This window comes from Pseudomonas sp. X4 (assembly GCF_040784925.1).
Classification (GTDB): Bacteria; Pseudomonadota; Gammaproteobacteria; order Pseudomonadales; family Pseudomonadaceae; genus Aquipseudomonas; species Aquipseudomonas putida_Z.
In genome coordinates, this window is sequence record NZ_CP160798.1 from 1,532,614 (window position 1) to 1,551,610 (window position 18,997).

Here is an 18,997-nt window from a genome sequence, read left to right on the forward strand (position 1 = left end):
CGAGCCATGCGCTATCCCTGTGGGAGCTGGCTTGCCGGCGATGAGGCCAATACAGGCAATACAAGACAGTTGCCTCCCCAAATCAATCCTCGACCGCATCGGCCTCGAGCCATGCGCTATCCCTGTGGGAGCTGGCTTGCCAGCGATGAGGCCAGTACCGGTAACACAAAGACCGCTGCGCCCCCAAATCACACCTCGACCGCATCGGCCTCGAGCCATGCGCTATCCCTGCGGGAGCTGGCTTGCCAGCGATGAGGCCAGTACCGGTAGCGCCCCCAAATCACACCCCGACCGCATCGGCCTCGAGCCACGCCCTATCCCTGTGGGAGCTGGCTTGCCGGCGATGAGGCCAGTACAGGCAATACAAGACAGTTGCCTCCCCCAAATTCCCCGCCATACCCATTCCCTGCAAGTGGCCTTTGCCTATAATGGTGCCAGCCTGAACCCGGCAATGAGTGCCGTGTCCAAGGTCTCACCACGCACCAAGGGAACCCCGCGCAATGGCGTATTACCGTACACCCCACGATGTCACGGCCCTGCCCGCCTGGCAGGCGCTCCAGCAACACCGCGACGCCATGCAAGGTTTCAGCATGCGCGAAGCCTTCGCCGCCGATGCCAAGCGCTTCGACCAGTTCTCCCTGAGCTCCTGCGGCCTGTTCCTCGACTACTCGAAAAACCTGATCACCGAACAAAGCCGCGACCTGCTGGTGAACCTGGCCAACGAAGTGGGCCTGCAGGACGCCATCAAGTCGATGTTCAGTGGCGAAATCATCAACGCCTCCGAAGGCCGCCCGGTGCTGCACACCGCCCTGCGCCGGCCGGTGGGCGACAAGCTCAGCGTCAACGGCGTGAACGTGATGCCGGAAGTGCACAAGGTGCTCAACCAGATCACCGAACTGGTCGGCCGCATCCACGACGGCCTGTGGCGCGGCTACAGCGAAAAACCGATCACCGACGTGGTCAACATCGGCATCGGTGGCTCGTTCCTCGGCCCCGAGCTGGTCTCCGAGGCGCTGCTGCCCTACGCCCAGCGCGGCGTGCGCTGCCACTACCTGGCGAACATCGACGGCAGTGAGTTCCACGAGCTGTCGGCTAACCTGCGCGCCGAAACCACCCTGTTCATCGTCTCATCGAAGTCGTTCAACACCCTCGAGACCTTGAAGAACGCCATGGCCGCGCGTACCTGGTACCTGGCCCAGGGCGGTTCGGAAGCCGAGCTGTACCGCCACTTCATCGCCGTTTCCAGCAACAAGGCCGCCGCCGTGGCCTTCGGCATCCGTGAAGAAAACATCTTCCCGATGTGGGACTGGGTGGGCGGGCGCTACTCGCTGTGGTCGGCCATCGGCCTGCCGATCGCCCTGGCCATCGGTACCGCCAACTTCAAGGAACTGCTGTCCGGTGCCTACACCATGGACCAGCACTTCCAGACCGCGCCGTTCGAAAAGAACATGCCGGTACTGCTGGCCCTGCTGGGCGTGTGGTACGGCAACTTCTGGGGCGCCCAGAGCCACGCGATCCTGCCGTACGACCACTACCTGCGCAACATCACCAAGCACCTGCAACAGCTGGACATGGAGTCCAACGGCAAGAGCGTGCTGCAGGACGGCACCCCGGTGAAGACCGACACCGGCCCGGTGATCTGGGGCGGCGTCGGCTGCAACGGCCAGCATGCCTACCACCAGTTGCTGCACCAGGGCACCCAGCTGATTCCGGCCGACTTCATCGTGCCGGTGGTGAGCTTCAACCCGGTGGCCGACCATCACCAGTGGCTGTACGCCAACTGCCTGTCGCAGAGCCAGGCGCTGATGCTGGGCAAGACCCGCGAGGAAGCCGAAGCCGAGCTGCGTGGCAAGGGCCTGAACGAAGCGGACATCGAAAAGCTGGCCCCGCACAAGGTCATCCCGGGCAACCGCCCGAGCAATACCCTGGTGGTGGAGCGCATCAGCCCACGCCGCCTGGGCGCGCTGGTGGCGATGTACGAGCACAAGGTCTTCGTACAGAGCGTGATCTGGGGCATCAACGCCTTCGACCAGTGGGGCGTGGAGCTGGGCAAGGAGCTGGGCAAGGGCGTTTACCAACGCCTGGTCGGCAGCCTGGAAGACAGCGCTGAAGATGGCTCTACCCAAGGCCTGATCAACTACTTCCGCGGCCGTCACCGCGGTTGATCTGAAACCTTCGCCAGCTTCTTCGCGGGCTCGCCCGCTCCCACAGGTACCGCACAGGCCTCAAGAACTGTTCAGTACCTGTGGGAGCGGGCGAGCCCGCGAAGAGGCCGGCACAGGTTGAACACCTCTCCCAGCTACACTGTCCTATCGAATAGCCGTTGCAGTCCATCGCCCCTTACAAGAGCAGGACCACCCGCCATGTTCGATATCCGCAACTACCCCCAGGCCCTGGCCGTCAGCCAGTCCGCCGCCCTCACCCCCGACGAGTATCGCCGCCTCTACCGCCAGTCGGTGGATGACCCCGACACCTTCTGGGCCGAACAGGCCAAGCGCCTGGATTGGATAAAACCCTGGTCGAGCGTGCAGCAATGCGACCTGAAGACCGGCAGCGCCCGCTGGTTCGACGGCGCCCAGCTCAACGTCAGCTACAACTGCATCGACCGCCACCTGGCCCGACGCGGCGAACAGACCGCCCTGCTGTGGGAAGGCGACGATCCCAAGGATTCCAAGGCCATTACCTACCGCGAACTGCACCGCCAGGTCTGCCGCCTGGCCAATGCGCTGAAAGCACGCGGGGTGAAGAAAGGCGACCGGGTGTGCATCTACATGCCGATGATCCCCGAGGCCGCCTTCGCCATGCTTGCCTGCACCCGCATCGGTGCCATCCACTCGGTGGTGTTCGGCGGCTTCTCGCCCGATGCCCTGCGCGACCGTATCCTCGATGCCGACTGCCGTACGGTGATCACCGCCGATGAAGGCGTGCGCGGCGGCAAACGCATCCCGCTGAAACAGAACGTCGACAAGGCCCTGGCCAGCTGCCCCGCGGTCAGCAGCGTATTCGTGGTGCGCCGCACCGGCGGCGATGTCGCCTGGGCCGAAGGCCGTGACCTCTGGTACCACGAGGCAACGGAAAAGGCCGGCGACGACTGCGCTCCCGAGCCGATGGGCGCCGAAGATCCGCTGTTCATCCTCTACACTTCCGGTAGCACCGGCAAACCCAAGGGCGTGCTGCACACTACCGGCGGCTACCTGCTGCAGGCCACCCTCACCTTCAAGGTGGTGTTCGACTACCGTGACGGCGAGGTGTTCTGGTGCACCGCCGATGTCGGCTGGGTCACCGGCCACAGCTACATCGTCTATGGTCCACTGGCCAATGGCGCGATCTCGCTGATGTTCGAAGGCGTGCCCAACTACCCGGACACCTCGCGCTTCTGGCAAGTGGTGGACAAGCACCAGGTGAACATCTTCTACACCGCCCCGACTGCCCTGCGCGCGCTGATGCGCGAAGGCTCCGCGCCGCTGCAAAACACTTCACGCCAGAGCCTGCGCCTGCTGGGCAGCGTCGGCGAGCCGATCAACCCCGAAGCCTGGGAGTGGTATTTCGAGGAAGTCGGGCAAAAGCGCTGCCCCATCGTCGATACCTGGTGGCAGACCGAAACCGGCGGCATCATGCTCACCCCGTTGCCCGGCTCGCAGTCGCTCAAGCCCGGCTGTGCCACCCAGCCCATGTTCGGCGTACAACCAGTGCTGCTGGACGAAAAGGGCAAGCTCATCGAAGGCCCCGGTGCCGGTCTGCTGGTGATCAAGGCCAGCTGGCCCGGGCAGATCCGTAGCGTCTATGGCGACCATCAGCGCATGGTCGACACCTACTTCAAGCCGATGCCCGGCTATTACTTCACCGGCGACGGTGCCCGCCGCGATGCCGATGGTGACTACTGGATCACCGGGCGTATCGATGACGTGATCAACGTTTCCGGCCACCGTATCGGTACCGCCGAGGTGGAAAGCGCGCTGGTGCTGCATGACAGCGTCGCCGAAGCGGCGGTGGTCGGTTACCCCCACGACCTCAAGGGCCAGGGCGTTTACGCCTTCGTCACGCCCATGAATGGCGTAACGCCGGACGACGCGCTCAAGTCCGAGTTGCTGGCCCTGGTCAGCAAGGAAATCGGCAGTTTCGCCAAGCCCGAGCTGATCCAGTGGGCCCCGGCGCTGCCCAAGACGCGCTCAGGCAAGATCATGCGGCGTATACTGCGCAAGATCGCCTGCAACGAACTCGACAACCTGGGCGATACCTCGACCCTGGCCGACCCAAGTGTGGTGCAGGGCCTGATCGACAAACGCCTCAACCAGTAACCGGCGGCCGCTGTTCATGGCCGCCCTGAACCACAGGTCGCCATGGAAGCCCTTCGCCGCCGCATCGAAACCCAGGTCATGAGCCTTACCGGGCTGGCCCTCGGCCAGCTCGACCTGGAATCGCCCAAGGGCGACCCCGGCCTGTTCGGCCCGCACAGTATCAGCTGGCGGGTACATGGCGACTTTCCGAGCATGCTGGTCGGTGGCATCAGCGCCCTCATGCTGCAATTGCTGCACCCGCTGGCCCTGGCCGGGGTGTGGGACCATTCCAACTTCCGTGAAGACCTGCTCGGCCGCCTGCGCCGCACCAGCCAATTCATCTCCGGCACCACCTTCGGCGCCACCCGCGATGCCGAGTGGCTGATCGACAAGGTGCGCACCATCCACCTGCAGGTGACCGGCACCGCGCCGGATGGCCGCCCATATGCAGCCAGCGACCCGGACCTGCTGACCTGGGTGCATGTGGCGGAAGTCAGCAGCTTCCTCGCCGCCCACCTGCGTTACCGCAACCCGCACCTTGCGCGCGCCGAGCAGGATGCCTACTACGCAGAGATCGCGCTGATTGCCGAGCGCCTTGGCGCCCGCGACGTGCCGCGCTCGTGCCAGCAAGTCGAGGACTACCTGCAGCGCATGCGGCCGCAGTTGCACTGCGACGCCCGTAGCCATGAGGTGGTCAGCATCCTGCTCGATGCCCCCGCCCCCAGCCGCCTGGCACAGCCGGTGGGCAAGCTGATGCTGCACGCCGGCATCGACCTGCTGCCGGCCTGGGCCCAGGCCATGCTCGACCTGCAGCACGGCCCGTTGCAGCGGCGCATGATCCGCCTGGGCCTGCAACGCACCGCGCCGATATTGCGCTGGGCGATGCGCGACGGCTCGGCGCATCGGGCCAAACGGCGCATGGGTATCGAATGAGGTCAGATGGTCGCCTCAGCGGAACTGATTTAACGTGCCATACTCCAAGCTCTCCTGCTTAGACAGACGAAGCGACACATGTACAAAGGATTGACTCGCGCCGCTGGCGCACTGCTGGCCCTCGTAGCCCTGTACAGCCTTCTCGGCTTTCTCGTTCTCCCCGGTGTCGCGCTGCGCATCGCCAACCAGCAGTTGGCCCAGTACGCGACCGTGCCTGCCCACCTCGAACGGATCGAGCTCAACCCCTTCAGCCTCGAGCTGACGCTGTGGGGCCTGCAGATCGGCGAGCCGGGCAAGGAGCAGGTCGGCTTCGAGCGCCTGTACGCCAACCTCTCGCTCGACAGCCTGTGGAGCGGTGCCCTGCACCTGGACGCAGTGGAACTGGTCAAGCCACGCAACGAAGTGCTGTTCGCCAAGGACGGTACCCTCAACCTGACCCGCCTGTTCAAGCTGCCAGCCAGCGAAGCCAAGCCTGACGAGCCGCCCAGCGACCCGTTCCCGCTACGCATCGGCAGCATCAAGCTCAGCGACGGCTACCTGCACTTCGAGGACCTGCGCCCGAGCGAGGCGATCGAGTTCCTCTACGACAACATGAATCTGGAGCTGAAAAACCTCAGCACCCTGCCCAACGACAATGCCGACATGACCCTGGTGGCCATCGGCCCCAACGGCGGGCGTATCGACTGGAAAGGTACCCTGAGCCTGGCGCCGATCGCCTCTGAAGGCACACTGAAGATCACCGAAGGCAAGATGAAGGCATTCTGGCCCTATGTGCGCGATGCCGTGCCACTGGTGCTGGAAGAGGGCGTGGTCAGCCTCGACACCCACTACAAGCTCAACCTTGCCAAACAGACCGAACTGTTGCTGGACAACGCGTCGGTGCGCATCGCCCCGTTTGCCATCAAGGCCCCGGATGGCCGCCCGCTGGCACGCCTGGCCAGCCTGGAAGTAAGCGAAACCTCGGTCGACCTGGTCAAGCAGCTGGTCACCGTGGGCAAGATCCGCAGCGAAAAACTGGAAACCTGGGCTGCGCTGGAAAAGGACGGCCAGCTTGACTGGCAGAAGCTGTTCGCCAGCCAGCCGGCCAAGGCTACGCCGAAGGAAAAGGCCGAGCCGGCAGCCGCCGAACCCACGCCCGAACAGCAAGCCGCCAAGGAGCCGAGCAAACCCTGGCAGGTGCTGCTCAAGGATGTGCAACTGCGTAACTACCTGGTGCACCTGGCAGACCGTACCCAGAAGGAGCCGGTGGCCCTCGACGTCGGCCCGCTCAACGCCGACCTGCAAGGTTTCGACAGCCTCAACAAGTCGCCCTTCACCCTCAAGCTCGATACCGGCGTGGGCAAGCAAGGCAAACTGCAGGCGGCCGGCCAGGTCAACCTGGCGCCCATCTGGGCCAAGCTGGACGTGAGCACCCGCGACATCGACCTGCGAGTGGCCCAGGCCTATATCAGCCCGTTCATCCTGCTGGAGCTACGCAGCGGCATGCTCGCCAGCGACCTCAAGGTCGACCTGAAGAACACCGCACCGCTGGCCTTCAGCGTTACCGGCAAGGCACAGGTCAGCCAGCTGCACACCCTCGACACCATCAAAAGCCGTGACTTCGTCAAATGGCAGCAGGTGAACGTCGACGGCCTGTCCTACGTGCACGGCGATGCGCTATCGATCGACAAGGTGACTCTGCTGCAACCCTATGCGCGCTTCATCATCAACGAGGACCGCACCACCAACATCAACGACCTGCTGATCCCGCAGCCGGCCGGCGCCCCGGCGACCAGCCAGGCCAAGCCGGCCGCTGCCAGCAACGACAAGCCGCTGGGCATCCACATCGGCCAGATCGACATCAACGACGGCTCGGCCAACTTCGCCGACCTGTCCCTCACCCCCAACTTCGCCACGGCCATCCAGCAGCTCAACGGCCGGATCGGCACCATCGACAACCGCAAGCCGGTGCCGGCCAAGGTCGACGTCAAGGGCAAGGTCGACCGCTACGCGCCGGTCACCATCAAAGGCGCCCTCAACCCGTTCAACCCGCTGGCCAGCCTGGACATCGCCACCAGCTTCAAGCGGGTCGAGCTGACCACACTCACCCCCTACTCCGGCAAGTTCGCCGGCTTCCGCATCCGCAAGGGCCGGCTCAACCTCGACCTGCACTACCTGATCACCAATGGCCAGCTGAAGGCCGAGAACAAGGTGGTGGTGGAGCAGCTGCAGTTGGGCGAGAAGGTCGACAGCCCGGACGCCGTGGACCTACCGATCCGCCTGGCGGTGGCGCTGCTGAAGGATACTGAAGGCAAGATCTCGATCGAGCTGCCGGTGTCCGGCGACCTCAACAACCCGCAGTTCAGCGTGATGCCGATCGTCTGGCAAACCCTGCGCAACCTGGTGTTGCGTGCGGCGCAGGCACCGTTCAAGTTCATTGGCGGGCTGATTGCCGGCGGTGGCTCGGAAGACCTGGGCAACGTGGCCTTCGCCCCGGGCTCCAGCGAGCTCGGTAGCGACGCCCAGGCATCGCTGGACAAGCTGGCGTCGGCCCTGAAGGAACGCCCGGAACTGCGCCTGGAAATCGAAGGCACCAGCGCCCAGGCCAGCGATGGCCCGCTGATCGCCCAGCAGCGCCTGGAGCGCGAGTACCAGGCCACCTGGTACAAGATCCTGCAGCGTCGCGGTGACAAGGTGCCGGCCAATGCCTCGATGCTGGTGGTCGACGACAGTGACAAACCGGCGATGCTCGAAGGTATCTACCGTAACCGCCTGAAGCAGCAGCCGCCTGCCGAATGGGAGCAACTGGGCCGCGAAGAGCGCACCGCCAAGCTGCGCGAGGCGGTGATCAAGTCCTGGGCCGAGAGTACTGCGCTACTGCGCACGCTGGGCCAGGAGCGGGCCAGCAGCATCAAGGATTACCTGGTGGACAAGGGCCAGCTGGAAGATGACCGGGTGTACTTCATCGATACCAACCTGGGCCAGGCCGAGAGCGATGGGCGGGTGGTGACACCGATGCATCTGGATGCCGAGTAACTTCTACTAGCAGGTCTGGCCTCTTCGCGGGCTTGCCCGCTCCCACAGGTACTGCACAGTTCAAGGCCTGTGCAGTACCTGTGGGAGCGGGCAAGCCCGCGAAGAGGCCGGTACAGGCTTCACACCAAACGCTGCCCCGACACCGCCGGATGGTACAACGGCTGCACCTTGTTCCCTGCCGGGTCCAACAGGTGGAAGCTGCGCGCCCCGTCACCATGGTTGAACGGCCGGTCCAGCAAGGTCACGCCGTGCGCCTTGAAGTACTGGTACCAGGCTTCCAGCTCCTCCACGCTATCGACGATGAACCCATAGTGGTCCAGGGTCTGCAACCCATTGGCCGCCCCTGCCCCGCGCCCCAGCGACAGGTTGTCGTTACCACAAGTGAGGTACACCAGGTCTTCGTTGGCGCGGTTCAGCACTTCCATGCCCAGCACATCGACGTAGAAGCGTTCACACTCCTCCAGGTTGGGTACCAACAAGGCAATATGACGCAGGCCGTTCAGGCGGCCAGGGCGTGCAGGCAATTCGGACATTGGCGAGGCTCCATTTTTGTATACAATTCACAGTAGAATTTAAAACAAAAGGAGAGCCTTGTGTATAGCCTGTTCATCAAGACCCGAGTAAAACCCGGTTGCGCCGAGGATTTTCTGACTGCGATCAAGGTCAATGCCGCAGCTTCTGTCGCCACCGAACCTGGCTGCCTGGTGTTCGATGTGTCGCAGGACCGGGTCGACCCGGAGGTGATCTACCTGTACGAGATCTACCGCGATGATGCGGCGTATGACGCGCATACCCAGACTGCGCACTTTCGCGATAGCCGGCCGTTGGTCGAGCCGCTGATCGTCGAGCAGGAGTGCTTCGAGAGTGATGTGATTGCGCGTAATCCGGCGTACTAGCTACCAATGAAAAACCCCGGCAAATAGCCGGGGCTCGGAGCGAAGGTGGCCAAATCCTTTTGGCCGACGGGACATTCCTTATTCGGCTTTCAGGCCGTCCGACATCACACTTTTGACGCCTTTGATGTTCTTGGTAATACGAACAGCTTCTTCTTTCTGGGACTGAGTCACCGCCACGTCAGACGACAGCGAGACGACACCTTGGCTGGTCTCGACTTTGATGTCGCTGCCTGGAATACCTTTTTCAGTCAGCAGGTCCGCTTTCACTTTGGTGGTGATCCAGGTGTCAGAACCTTCCTGCTTGGCGTTGTCCACGGTATTGGCGGCCAACATGACTGGAGCCTGGGTTGGCTCTGCAGCGAATGCGCCGTTAGCCATGGTCAGGGTCAGGGCGGTAGCAGTAGCGGCAGCAATGGCGAACTTCTTCATGTGAGTCACTCCTGTTTTTCGAAAGGTCTGCGCCGTATGTCCTGGCGTCAGGTATGAAGGTAGTTGCACGCGCTGTGCCAGATTTTCCGCTTCGCTTGTTTCCTTTAAAATCAATAAGTTAGCGAAAAACCAGCATTCCCGTCGTCGTGCATTTTGCAATCTGCACGGTAAACCTGCATGCAAGATGCAAGTCCGCAAAAGGTTCCCTTTCGCCCATGAAAAAAGGGCCCCGAAGGGCCCTTTTCCTGTTGCGTGGCAGTCGCTTAGACGCCCGAGGCCTTGGCCGCGGCAACGTCCTTGATCGACAGCTTGATACGGCCGCGGTTGTCCACGTCCAGTACCAGTACTTCGACTTCCTGGCCTTCTTTCAGGATGTCGGTGACTTTCTCGACGCGAGCATCGCTCAGCATGGAGATGTGCACCAGGCCGTCCTTGCCAGGCAGGATGTTGACGAAGGCACCGAAGTCGACGATGCGCTCGACCTTGCCGACGTAGATCTTGCCGATCTCGGCCTCGGCGGTGATGCCCAGGATGCGCTGCTTGGCAGCCTCTGCCGCTTCCTTGGTTTCGCCGAAGATCTTGATCGAGCCGTCGTCTTCGATGTCGATCGAAGCCTTGGTCTCTTCGCAGATGGCGCGAATGGTGGCGCCGCCTTTACCGATGACGTCGCGGATCTTGTCGGTGTCGATCTTCATCGCGATCATGGTCGGGGCGTTGGCCGACAGCTCGCTACGCGACTGGGCGATGATCTGGTTCATCTGGCCGAGGATGTTCAGGCGCGCTTCCAGGGCCTGGCCCAGGGCGATTTCCATGATCTCTTCGGTGATGCCGTTGATCTTGATGTCCATCTGCAGCGCAGTAACACCCTTGGCGGTACCGGCTACCTTGAAGTCCATGTCGCCCAGGTGGTCTTCGTCACCCAGGATGTCGGTCAGGACGGCGAACTTGTCACCTTCCTTGACCAGGCCCATGGCGATACCGGCAACCGGTGCCTTCATCGGTACACCGGCGTCCATCAGGGCCAGGGAAGCACCACAGACCGAAGCCATGGAGCTGGAACCGTTGGATTCGGTGATTTCCGATACCACGCGGATGGTGTACGGGAAGTCGCTGTCGCTCGGCAGCATGGCCTGCACGCCACGACGGGCCAGGCGGCCGTGGCCGATTTCACGACGGCCGGCGCCGCCCATGCGGCCGCACTCACCCACCGAGAATGGCGGGAAGTTGTAGTGCAGCATGAACGGGTCTTTCTTCTCGCCTTCCAGGGTGTCCAGCAGCTGGGCGTCACGGGCAGTACCCAGGGTCGCGACGACCAGGGCCTGGGTTTCGCCACGGGTGAACAGCGCCGAACCGTGGGTCTTCGGCAATACGCCGACTTCGATGTTCAGCGGGCGCACGGTGCGGGTGTCACGGCCGTCGATACGCGGTTTGCCGTTGACGATGTTCTCGCGGACGGTGCGGTATTCCAGCTCGCCGAAGATGTCCTTGATGGCGCTGGCGGACGGGCCGGTCTCTTCGTTGCTCAGACGGGCAACAGCCTCGTCGCGCAGCTGGCCCAGGCGGTTGTAACGGTCAGCCTTCTGAGTGATGGTGTAGGCCTGCGAAACGGCTTCGCCGAACTCGCCACGCACCAGGTTCATCAGCTCGACGTTGGCTGGGGCTGGCTGCCAGTCCCAGGTCGGCTTGCCGGCTTCGGCGGCCAGTTCCTTGACGGCCTGGATCACGGCCTGGAATTCGTCGTGGGCGAACAGTACGGCGCCCAGCATCTGGTCTTCGGTCAGCTCTTTGGCTTCCGATTCAACCATCAGTACAGCGTCGGAGGTACCGGCAACGACCATGTCCAGGCTCGAGGCAGCCAGTTGCTCGTAGGTCGGGTTCAGCAGGTAGCCGGTGCTTTCGTGGAAGGCAACGCGAGCGGCGCCGATCGGGCCTTCGAACGGAATGCCGGAAATGGCCAGGGCAGCCGAGGTACCGATCATCGCAGCGATGTCCGGGTCGGTCTTCTTGCTGGTGGAAACCACGGTGCAGACTACCTGCACTTCGTTCATGAAGCCTTCCGGGAACAGCGGACGGATCGGACGGTCGATCAGGCGCGAGGTCAGGGTCTCTTTCTCGGAAGGACGGCCTTCACGCTTGAAGAAGCCACCCGGGATCTTGCCGGCGGCGTAGGTCTTTTCCTGGTAGTGGACCGACAACGGGAAGAAACCCTTGCCTGGATCGGCCTGTTTGGCGCCTACCACAGTCACCAGCACGGTGACGTCGTTGTCGACGGTCACCAGCACGGCGCCGGTTGCCTGACGGGCAATACGGCCCGTTTCGAGAGTAACGGTCGATTGACCGAACTGGAAAGTCTTGATTACCGGGTTCACGGTTTCCTACCTTTTTCAGTGGCTCTTGGGGGAACTGGTTTCTTGCGAATTCTTGGGCAGAACGGGGAATCGGCCCCATTGACCGTCCAGATACAACACGAGGCTGGGAGCCTGGCACCAAGCGGAAAATCCGCTCAGCATTGCCAGGCTGCCAACCTCGGAGATACGCGTGGCGTGTCCAACGGCAGCACTGCAAAACAGCCCTGCCGAAGCCTGCGACACGCCATGCACACCACTGGCCAGGCCGCTATTAGCGACGCAGACCCAGGCGACCGATCAGGGCGCTGTAACGAGTGGTGTCTTTGCCCTTCAGGTAGTCCAGCAGCTTACGACGCTGGTTGACCATACGAATCAGACCACGACGGGAGTGGTGGTCTTTGTCGTTGGCCTTGAAGTGGCCTTGCAGCTTGTTGATGTTGGCGGTCAGCAGAGCAACCTGCACTTCCGGGCTACCGGTATCGCCGGCGGCTTGCTGGTATTCGGCAACGATCTGAGCTTTTTCTTCAACGCTGAGGGCCATTTGGCTTCTCCTGATAACGGATCCCGCATGCGGGGTCCAATAGGCCAGGGACAAATCCCTGTATTAATAAAAAAGGTGTGACCGTGCCTACTGACAGCCACCCTTGGTGCCGTGGGGCCTGGCAACTGCCTGGCCCCGCGGTTTCGGTCATTCCGACCGAATCAGCCGACGCGGCGCAATGCGCCCGTCTTCGCTCACTTCACCGATACCGATGAAGCGTGCATTGTGATCCTGTACCCGGACCATGCCAAATTGTGGCGCGTCCGGCGCGCGTACCGCCTGCCCATGCAGCCAGTAGAACGCACTGTGTTCGGACAGGCACACCAGCGGCCAGTCCTGCAGGCCGCTGTCCGAGGGCATGAGGAAGCGGTCGAGCGCTTCGTTGCCGCCTTCGGCGTGGGCCTGTTCGAGTTCCTCGAGGGTGACCGTCTGTGCCAGCGCGAAAGGCCCGGCCTGGGTCCTGCGCAGCTCGGCGACATAGGCGCCGCAACCAAGGGCCTCGCCGATATCCTCCACCAGGGTGCGGATATAGGTGCCTTTGCTGCATCCTACGCTCAACCGTGCACGGGTGCCTTCGCACTCGAGCAACTCCAAGCGGCCAATAGTAACAGAACGCGCCTCGCGCTCCACTACCTCTCCTGCACGTGCCAGCTTGTACAGCGGCTGGCCGTCACGCTTGAGCGCCGAGTACATCGGCGGTATCTGGCTGATCTGGCCACGAAAACGCGGCAGCAGGGCCTCGATGTCGGCGCGACCAACGGTCACCTCGCGGGTCTGCAGCACCTCACCTTCGGCATCACCGGTGTTGGTAGTCTGCCCCATCTGCATGACCGTTTCGTAGCCCTTGTCGGAATCGAGCAGGTACTGCGAAAACTTGGTCGCTTCGCCGAAGCACAGCGGCAGCACGCCGGTTGCCAGCGGGTCGAGGCTGCCGGTATGGCCGGCTTTTTCCGCATTGAGCAGCCAGCGCACCTTTTGCAGGGCGGCGTTGGAGGTGAAGCCCAGCGGCTTGTCGAGCAGGATGATGCCGCTGACGTTGCGGCGGATACGTTTGACCTGGGCCACCGCTTACTCCTCGGCGTCCGGCTTGTCGGCATCCTTGTGCAGACGGTCTTCGGCGACCGCGCGCTCGATCAGTGCCGACAGGTGGACACCGCGGCTGACGCTTTCGTCGAAGTGGAAATGCAGTTGCGGCACGCTGCGCAGCTGCATCGAGCGGCCCAGGTGCAGGCGCAGAAAGCTGGCGGCGCTGTTCAGGGCCTTGAGCGACTGCTGCACTGCGTCTGGCGTTTCTTCGCCCATGACGGTGATGAAGACCTTGGCATGGCCTAGGTCGCGGCTGACATCCACAGCGGTGATGGTGACCAGACCGACGCGGGGGTCCTTGACTTCACGGCGGATCAGCTCGGCCAGCTCGCGCTGCATCTGATCACCGATACGTTGGGTACGGCTGTATTCTTTGGCCATTCTTGCTACCTGTAACTTAAAGCGGCAAACGCCCGGTCAGGCTGATGCCTGACCGGGCGCTACCTACTGAGGCACTGCCCACCGCCCTGCGGCGGGGGCTGGCGCCCTGCTCACCCTTAAAGGGTACGAGCAACCTGGACTTTCTCGAAGACTTCGATCTTGTCGCCGACCTTGACGTCGTTGTAGCTCTTCACGCCAATACCGCACTCCATGCCGTTACGCACTTCGGAGGCGTCGTCCTTGAAGCGACGCAGCGACTCCAGTTCGCCTTCGAAGATAACAACGTCTTCGCGCAGTACGCGGATCGGACGGTTGCGGTACACGGTACCCTCGATGACCATACAGCCAGCGATGGCGCCGAACTTCGGCGAACGGAACACGTCACGTACTTCGGCGACACCCAGGATGTTCTCGCGAACATCGCTGCCGAGCATGCCGGTCAGGGCCTTCTTGACGTCTTCGATGATGTCGTAGATCACGTTGTAGTAACGCATATCCAGACCTTCCTGCTCGACGATCTTGCGCGCGCCGGCATCGGCACGCACGTTGAAGCCGAACAGTACTGCATTCGAAGCCAGCGCCAGGTTGGCGTCGCTTTCGGTGATACCACCGACGCCGCCACCGATCACGCGCACCTGAACTTCGTCGTTGCCCAGGCCCGACAGCGAACCCTGCAGTGCTTCCAGGGAACCACGCACGTCGGTCTTGAGGACGATGTTGAGGGTCTTCTTCTCTTCCTGACCCATGGTCTCGAAGATGTTTTCCAGCTTGCCGGCGTGAGCACGGGCCAGCTTGACCTCGCGGTACTTGCCTTGACGGAACAGGGCAACTTCACGGGCCTTCTTCTCGTCGGCAACCACGGACAGCTCGTCACCGGCTTCCGGGGTACCATCCAGGCCGAGGATTTCGACCGGGATCGACGGGCCGGCTTCCTTCACAGGCTTGCCGTTCTCGTCGAGCATGGCGCGCACGCGGCCATAGTTGGAACCGCACAGGACCATGTCGCCCTGACGCAGGGTACCGTCCTGAACCAGGATGGTAGCCACCGGGCCACGGCCCTTGTCCAGGCGAGATTCGACAACCACGCCACGACCTGGAGCGGTCGGGGTAGCGGTCAGCTCAAGGATCTCGGCCTGCAGCAGGACAGCTTCGAGCAGTTCGTCGACGCCGGTACCCATCTTCGCCGAAACCTTGACGAACGGAGTGTCACCACCCCAGTCCTCGGAGGTCACGCCTTCGACGGCCAGTTCGTTGCGGATGCGATCGATGTCGGCACCCGGCTTGTCGATCTTGTTCACCGCAACCACCAGCGGAACGCCAGCTGCCTTGGCATGCTGAACGGCTTCGCGGGTTTGCGGCATCACGCCGTCGTCCGCTGCCACCACCAGGATGACGATGTCGGTAGCCTTGGCACCACGGGCACGCATTGCAGTGAACGCAGCGTGGCCTGGGGTATCGAGGAAGGTGACCATGCCGCGGTCGGTTTCCACGTGGTAGGCACCGATGTGCTGGGTAATACCACCGGCTTCGCCAGCGGCAACCTTGGCACGACGGATGTAGTCGAGCAGCGAGGTCTTGCCGTGGTCAACGTGACCCATGACGGTAACGACCGGCGCACGCGATTCGACTTCACCTTCGAACTTCAGCGATTCGGCCAGAGAGTCTTCCAGGGCGGTATCGCTGACCAGGGTCACTTTGTGGCCCAGTTCTTCGGCGACCAGCTGAGCAGTTTCCTGGTCGAGCACCTGGTTGATGGTGACCGGGGTACCCAGCTTGAACATGAACTTGACCACCTCAGCGGCCTTGACCGACATCTGTTGGGCCAGTTCCGAGACGGTGATGGTCTCGCCGATGGTCACGTCACGGATGACTGGACCAGTCGGGTTCTGGAAGCCGTGCTGGTTGCGCTTCTTCAGCTTGCTCTTGCCACCGCGGCCACGGCGTACGCCATCGCTCTCTTCATCGGTGGTGCGCGGTGCGGCACGAGGAGTCGGAGCCTTTTCCTTCTCCTTGACCTTGACCTTGATCGACACGCGCGGGGCCTCGCCACGACGCTCGCCACCACGACGGTCTTCGTCACGGGTGCGGCCTTCGTTGCGACGGGCTTCGTCCTTCTTGCGCTCGGCAGCACGGGCTGCGGCGTCTTCGGACGCCGGGGCATCGGCAACTACCGGGGCCGGGGCAGCGGCAGGCGCCGCCTCTGGCTTGGCGGCAGGCGCAGGGGCTGCAGCAGCGGTATCGGCGGCCTGACGGCGAGCCTGCTCTTCGTTGCGCTGGCGAACTTCGGCCTCGACCTTCTCGCGAGCGGCATTTTCAGCCGCGCGGCGCTCATCCAGTTCACGCTTCTGCTCAGCCTGGATTTCTTCCGGGCTGCGCTGCACGAATACTTTCTTCTTGCGTACTTCTACGCTGATGCTCTTGCTACCGGCGACACGCAGGGTGCTGGTGGTTTTGCGCTGCAAGGTAATCTTGCGCGGTTCTTCCGCCTTGCTCTTGTGGCTGCTCTTCAAATGAGTCAGCAAGGTCTGCTTCTCATTGTCGGTCACTACCTGACCGGCGTCGGTGTGCGGCAGACCTGCCTCACGCATCTGCTGCAGCAGGCGCTCTACCGGTGCCTCGACCTCTTGGGCCAGTTCTTTCACCGTGACTTGCGTCATGCACTTCTCTCCTCAGGCCGCGCCTAATTACTCGAACCAGTGGGCTCGGGCGGCCATGATCAACTTGCCGGCACGCTCTTCGTCGATGCCGTCGATGTCGAGCAGATCGTCGATCGACTGCTCGGCCAGGTCTTCGCGGTTAACCACGCCGCGCACCGCCAGTTCCGCCGCCAGGTCCTTGTCCATGCCCTCGAGGGAGAGCAGGTCGTCAGCCGGATGGGCGTCTGCCAGTTTTTCTTCGGTAGCGATGGCCTTGGTCAACAAACGGTCCTTGGCTCGAGCGCGGAGCTCGTTGACGATATCTTCGTCAAAGCCATCGATGTTGAGCATTTCTTCCAACGGTACGTAGGCAATTTCTTCGAGACTGGTGAAGCCTTCGTCGACCAGCACTTGGGCCAGCTCCTCGTCGACTTCCAGTTCATCGATGAAATTGCGCAGGATGTCACCGGTTTCGGCCTGCTGCTTGGCCTGGATGTCCTTCTCGGTCATCACGTTCAGGGTCCAGCCGGTCAGCTGACTGGCCAGGCGAACGTTCTGACCGCCACGACCAATGGCCTGGGCCAGGTTGTCCTCGGCAACGGCGATGTCCATGGCATGGGCATCTTCATCAACGATGATCGCCGCGACTTCAGCCGGCGACATGGCGTTGATGACAAACTGCGCCGGGTTATCGTCCCACAGGACGATATCCACACGCTCACCACCCAGCTCCCCGGATACGGCCTGGACGCGCGAACCACGCATGCCGATGCAGGCGCCTTGCGGGTCGATGCGCTTGTCCTTGGAGCGGACGGCGATCTTGGCTCGCGAACCCGGATCACGGGAGGCAGCCATGACTTCGATGAGGCCTTCGGCAATTTCCGGCACTTCGATGCGGAAAAGCTCGATCAGCATCTGTGGCGCGGTGCGCGACAGGATCAGCTGAGGGCCGCGGTTCTCGGTGCGAATTTCCTTGAGCAGCGCACGCAGGCGCACGCCAACACGGAAGGTCTCACGCGGAATGATGTCTTCGCGGGCCAGCAGGGCCTCGGCGTTGTTGCCCAGGTCAACGATGACGTTGTCGCGGGTAACCTTTTTGACGGTGCCGGAGATGATCTCGCCAACGCGCTCGCGGTAGGCATCGACCACCTGGGCACGCTCGGCCTCACGGACCTTCTGCACGATGACCTGCTTGGCGGTCTGGGCGGCAATACGACCGAACTCGATGGACTCGATCTTCTCTTCGATCACGTCACCGACCTTGGCTTCAGGGTGGGTTTCGTGAATCTTGCTCAACCAGGTCTCGATCGCCGGATCATCAAGATCGGCTTCGTCGACCACGGTCCAGCGACGGAAGGTCTCGTAGCTACCGGTGTGGCGGTTGATTTCCACACGCAGGTCGACTTCGTCTTCAAAACGTTTTTTGGTTGCAGTGGCCAGTGCCACTTCCAGCGCTTCGAAAATGACGCCGGGCGGTACACCTTTTTCGTTGGATACCGATTCAACAACCAGCAGTACTTCTTTGCTCATCGTACGCCTCGCCTTGCGCAAGCCATTGGGCCCGGATAGTCCGCCGGGCCCGGCACGTCTCAGTCAAAACTGGGAATAATATTGGCCTTGTCGATCGAGTCGATCGGCAACAGGAACTCTTGATTGTCCACCTGGACCACCACGTCCTGCTCCTCCACACCGCGGAGAAGGCCCTGGAAGTTACGACGACCCTCGAAGGGTGAGCGCAGCTTGATCTTCACTTGTTCGCCGGCATGCGAGGCAAACTGTTCCAGAGTGAACAGTGGGCGATCCATGCCTGGAGAAGACACCTCGAGGGTGTATTCACTGCTGATCGGATCTTCCACATCGAGAATTGCGCTGGCCTGACGGCTGACCGCTTCGCAGTCGTCCACCAGGATGCCGCCTTCCTTGTCGATGTAGATGCGCAGTACCGAATGCTTACCCTGGGAAACGTATTCGATCCCCCAGCATTGATAGCCCAGACCCTCGACAACCGGGGCCAACAAGGCCTGCAACTGTTCTAGCTTGCTCGACACCTGAACCCCCTCGTGCATGCTGTGCAAATAAAAAATGGGCGAAGCGCCCATCCCTGAAAGCGCCGTTGGACAACGACGCCGAAAACTGTTCGGTTAGCAAAAAGCCCCTGAAAAGGGGCTCCGCTGAAGCTGGTTGCGGGGGCTGGATTTGAACCAACGACCTTCGGGTTATGAGCCCGACGAGCTACCAAGCTGCTCCACCCCGCGACAAAGCTGGGGCAAAAGTATAAGACCGAACCCTCCTGAGGGTCAAATCCGAACCTTCACCTGCAAGAAAGCCCGCTAAAGCGGGCTCTCAAGCTTTAATTGGTACCGAGAAGGGGACTCGAACCCCTACACCCTATGGGCACAACCACCTCAAGGTTGCGTGTCTACCAATTCCACCACCTCGGCAATACTACTACTTG

At 62.3% G+C, this 18,997-nt stretch carries 14 protein-coding genes and 2 tRNA genes; 5 read left to right on the forward strand and 11 right to left on the reverse strand.

From position 1 onward, the window contains the following. The first annotated feature begins 500 nt into the window (after positions 1-500). The 4 genes from pgi to ABX298_RS06730 all read left to right on the forward strand — a co-directional run bounded on the left by pgi (position 501) and on the right by ABX298_RS06730 (position 8,225). Positions 501-2,165 carry a glucose-6-phosphate isomerase gene (pgi, locus tag ABX298_RS06715; protein ID WP_025340692.1) on the forward strand — a complete coding sequence of 555 codons (1,665 nt, stop codon included), beginning with the start codon at positions 501-503 and terminating at the stop codon, positions 2,163-2,165. A 198-nt stretch (positions 2,166-2,363) separates the two neighbouring features. Beyond that, positions 2,364-4,298 carry an acetate--CoA ligase gene (gene acs, locus ABX298_RS06720; RefSeq protein WP_075046420.1) on the forward strand — a complete coding sequence of 645 codons (1,935 nt, stop codon included), beginning with the start codon at positions 2,364-2,366 and terminating at the stop codon, positions 4,296-4,298. A gap of 42 nt (positions 4,299-4,340) precedes the next feature. Then, complete coding sequence (locus ABX298_RS06725) at positions 4,341-5,210, forward strand: oxygenase MpaB family protein (RefSeq protein ID WP_025340694.1); 870 nt, start codon at positions 4,341-4,343, stop codon at positions 5,208-5,210. Positions 5,211-5,288: 78 nt separating this feature from the next. Beyond that, the gene (locus ABX298_RS06730) at positions 5,289-8,225 is read left to right on the forward strand and encodes a DUF748 domain-containing protein (RefSeq protein ID WP_075046421.1); all 2,937 of its coding nucleotides are present in this window, start codon (positions 5,289-5,291) and stop codon (positions 8,223-8,225) included. A 119-nt stretch (positions 8,226-8,344) separates the two neighbouring features. On the opposite strand, the gene ABX298_RS06735 is transcribed toward ABX298_RS06730, so the two are convergent. Beyond that, positions 8,345-8,758, reverse strand: coding sequence for a VOC family protein (locus tag ABX298_RS06735; RefSeq protein ID WP_010955354.1), 414 nt, complete (start codon positions 8,756-8,758; stop codon positions 8,345-8,347). A gap of 60 nt (positions 8,759-8,818) precedes the next feature. Here ABX298_RS06735 and ABX298_RS06740 point away from each other — a divergent pair, with 60 nt between their 5' ends. Continuing rightward, on the forward strand, positions 8,819-9,121 hold the full coding sequence (locus ABX298_RS06740) for a putative quinol monooxygenase (protein ID WP_075046422.1): 303 nt from the start codon (positions 8,819-8,821) through the stop codon (positions 9,119-9,121). Positions 9,122-9,199: 78 nt separating this feature from the next. Here the strand turns inward: ABX298_RS06740 and ABX298_RS06745 are convergent, their stop codons facing one another. The 10 genes from ABX298_RS06745 to ABX298_RS06790 all read right to left on the reverse strand — a co-directional run bounded on the left by ABX298_RS06745 (position 9,200) and on the right by ABX298_RS06790 (position 18,983). Further along, positions 9,200-9,550, reverse strand: coding sequence for a BON domain-containing protein (locus ABX298_RS06745; RefSeq protein WP_025340697.1), 351 nt, complete (start codon positions 9,548-9,550; stop codon positions 9,200-9,202). 263 nt (positions 9,551-9,813) lie between these two features. Then, positions 9,814-11,919, reverse strand: coding sequence for a polyribonucleotide nucleotidyltransferase (gene pnp / locus ABX298_RS06750; RefSeq protein ID WP_075046423.1), 2,106 nt, complete (start codon positions 11,917-11,919; stop codon positions 9,814-9,816). A 250-nt stretch (positions 11,920-12,169) separates the two neighbouring features. Continuing rightward, positions 12,170-12,439 (reverse strand): 30S ribosomal protein S15, encoded by a 270-nt coding sequence (gene rpsO, locus ABX298_RS06755; protein WP_003249971.1) that lies wholly within the window; start codon positions 12,437-12,439, stop codon positions 12,170-12,172. Positions 12,440-12,586: 147 nt separating this feature from the next. Then, positions 12,587-13,504 (reverse strand): tRNA pseudouridine(55) synthase TruB, encoded by a 918-nt coding sequence (gene truB, locus ABX298_RS06760; RefSeq protein ID WP_013974284.1) that lies wholly within the window; start codon positions 13,502-13,504, stop codon positions 12,587-12,589. A 3-nt stretch (positions 13,505-13,507) separates the two neighbouring features. Next, positions 13,508-13,906, reverse strand: coding sequence for a 30S ribosome-binding factor RbfA (gene rbfA / locus ABX298_RS06765; RefSeq protein WP_025340699.1), 399 nt, complete (start codon positions 13,904-13,906; stop codon positions 13,508-13,510). A gap of 116 nt (positions 13,907-14,022) precedes the next feature. Beyond that, the gene (infB, locus tag ABX298_RS06770; RefSeq protein WP_025340700.1) at positions 14,023-16,563 is read right to left on the reverse strand and encodes a translation initiation factor IF-2; all 2,541 of its coding nucleotides are present in this window, start codon (positions 16,561-16,563) and stop codon (positions 14,023-14,025) included. Between the two features lie 27 nt (positions 16,564-16,590). Beyond that, complete coding sequence (gene nusA / locus ABX298_RS06775) at positions 16,591-18,072, reverse strand: transcription termination factor NusA (RefSeq protein WP_003258062.1); 1,482 nt, start codon at positions 18,070-18,072, stop codon at positions 16,591-16,593. 59 nt (positions 18,073-18,131) lie between these two features. Further along, positions 18,132-18,590 carry a ribosome maturation factor RimP gene (rimP, locus tag ABX298_RS06780; RefSeq protein ID WP_003249960.1) on the reverse strand — a complete coding sequence of 153 codons (459 nt, stop codon included), beginning with the start codon at positions 18,588-18,590 and terminating at the stop codon, positions 18,132-18,134. 130 nt (positions 18,591-18,720) lie between these two features. Further along, positions 18,721-18,797: transfer RNA gene (locus ABX298_RS06785), tRNA-Met, on the reverse strand. A 100-nt stretch (positions 18,798-18,897) separates the two neighbouring features. After that, a tRNA-Leu gene (locus ABX298_RS06790) sits at positions 18,898-18,983 on the reverse strand. Positions 18,984-18,997: the final 14 nt, after the last annotated feature.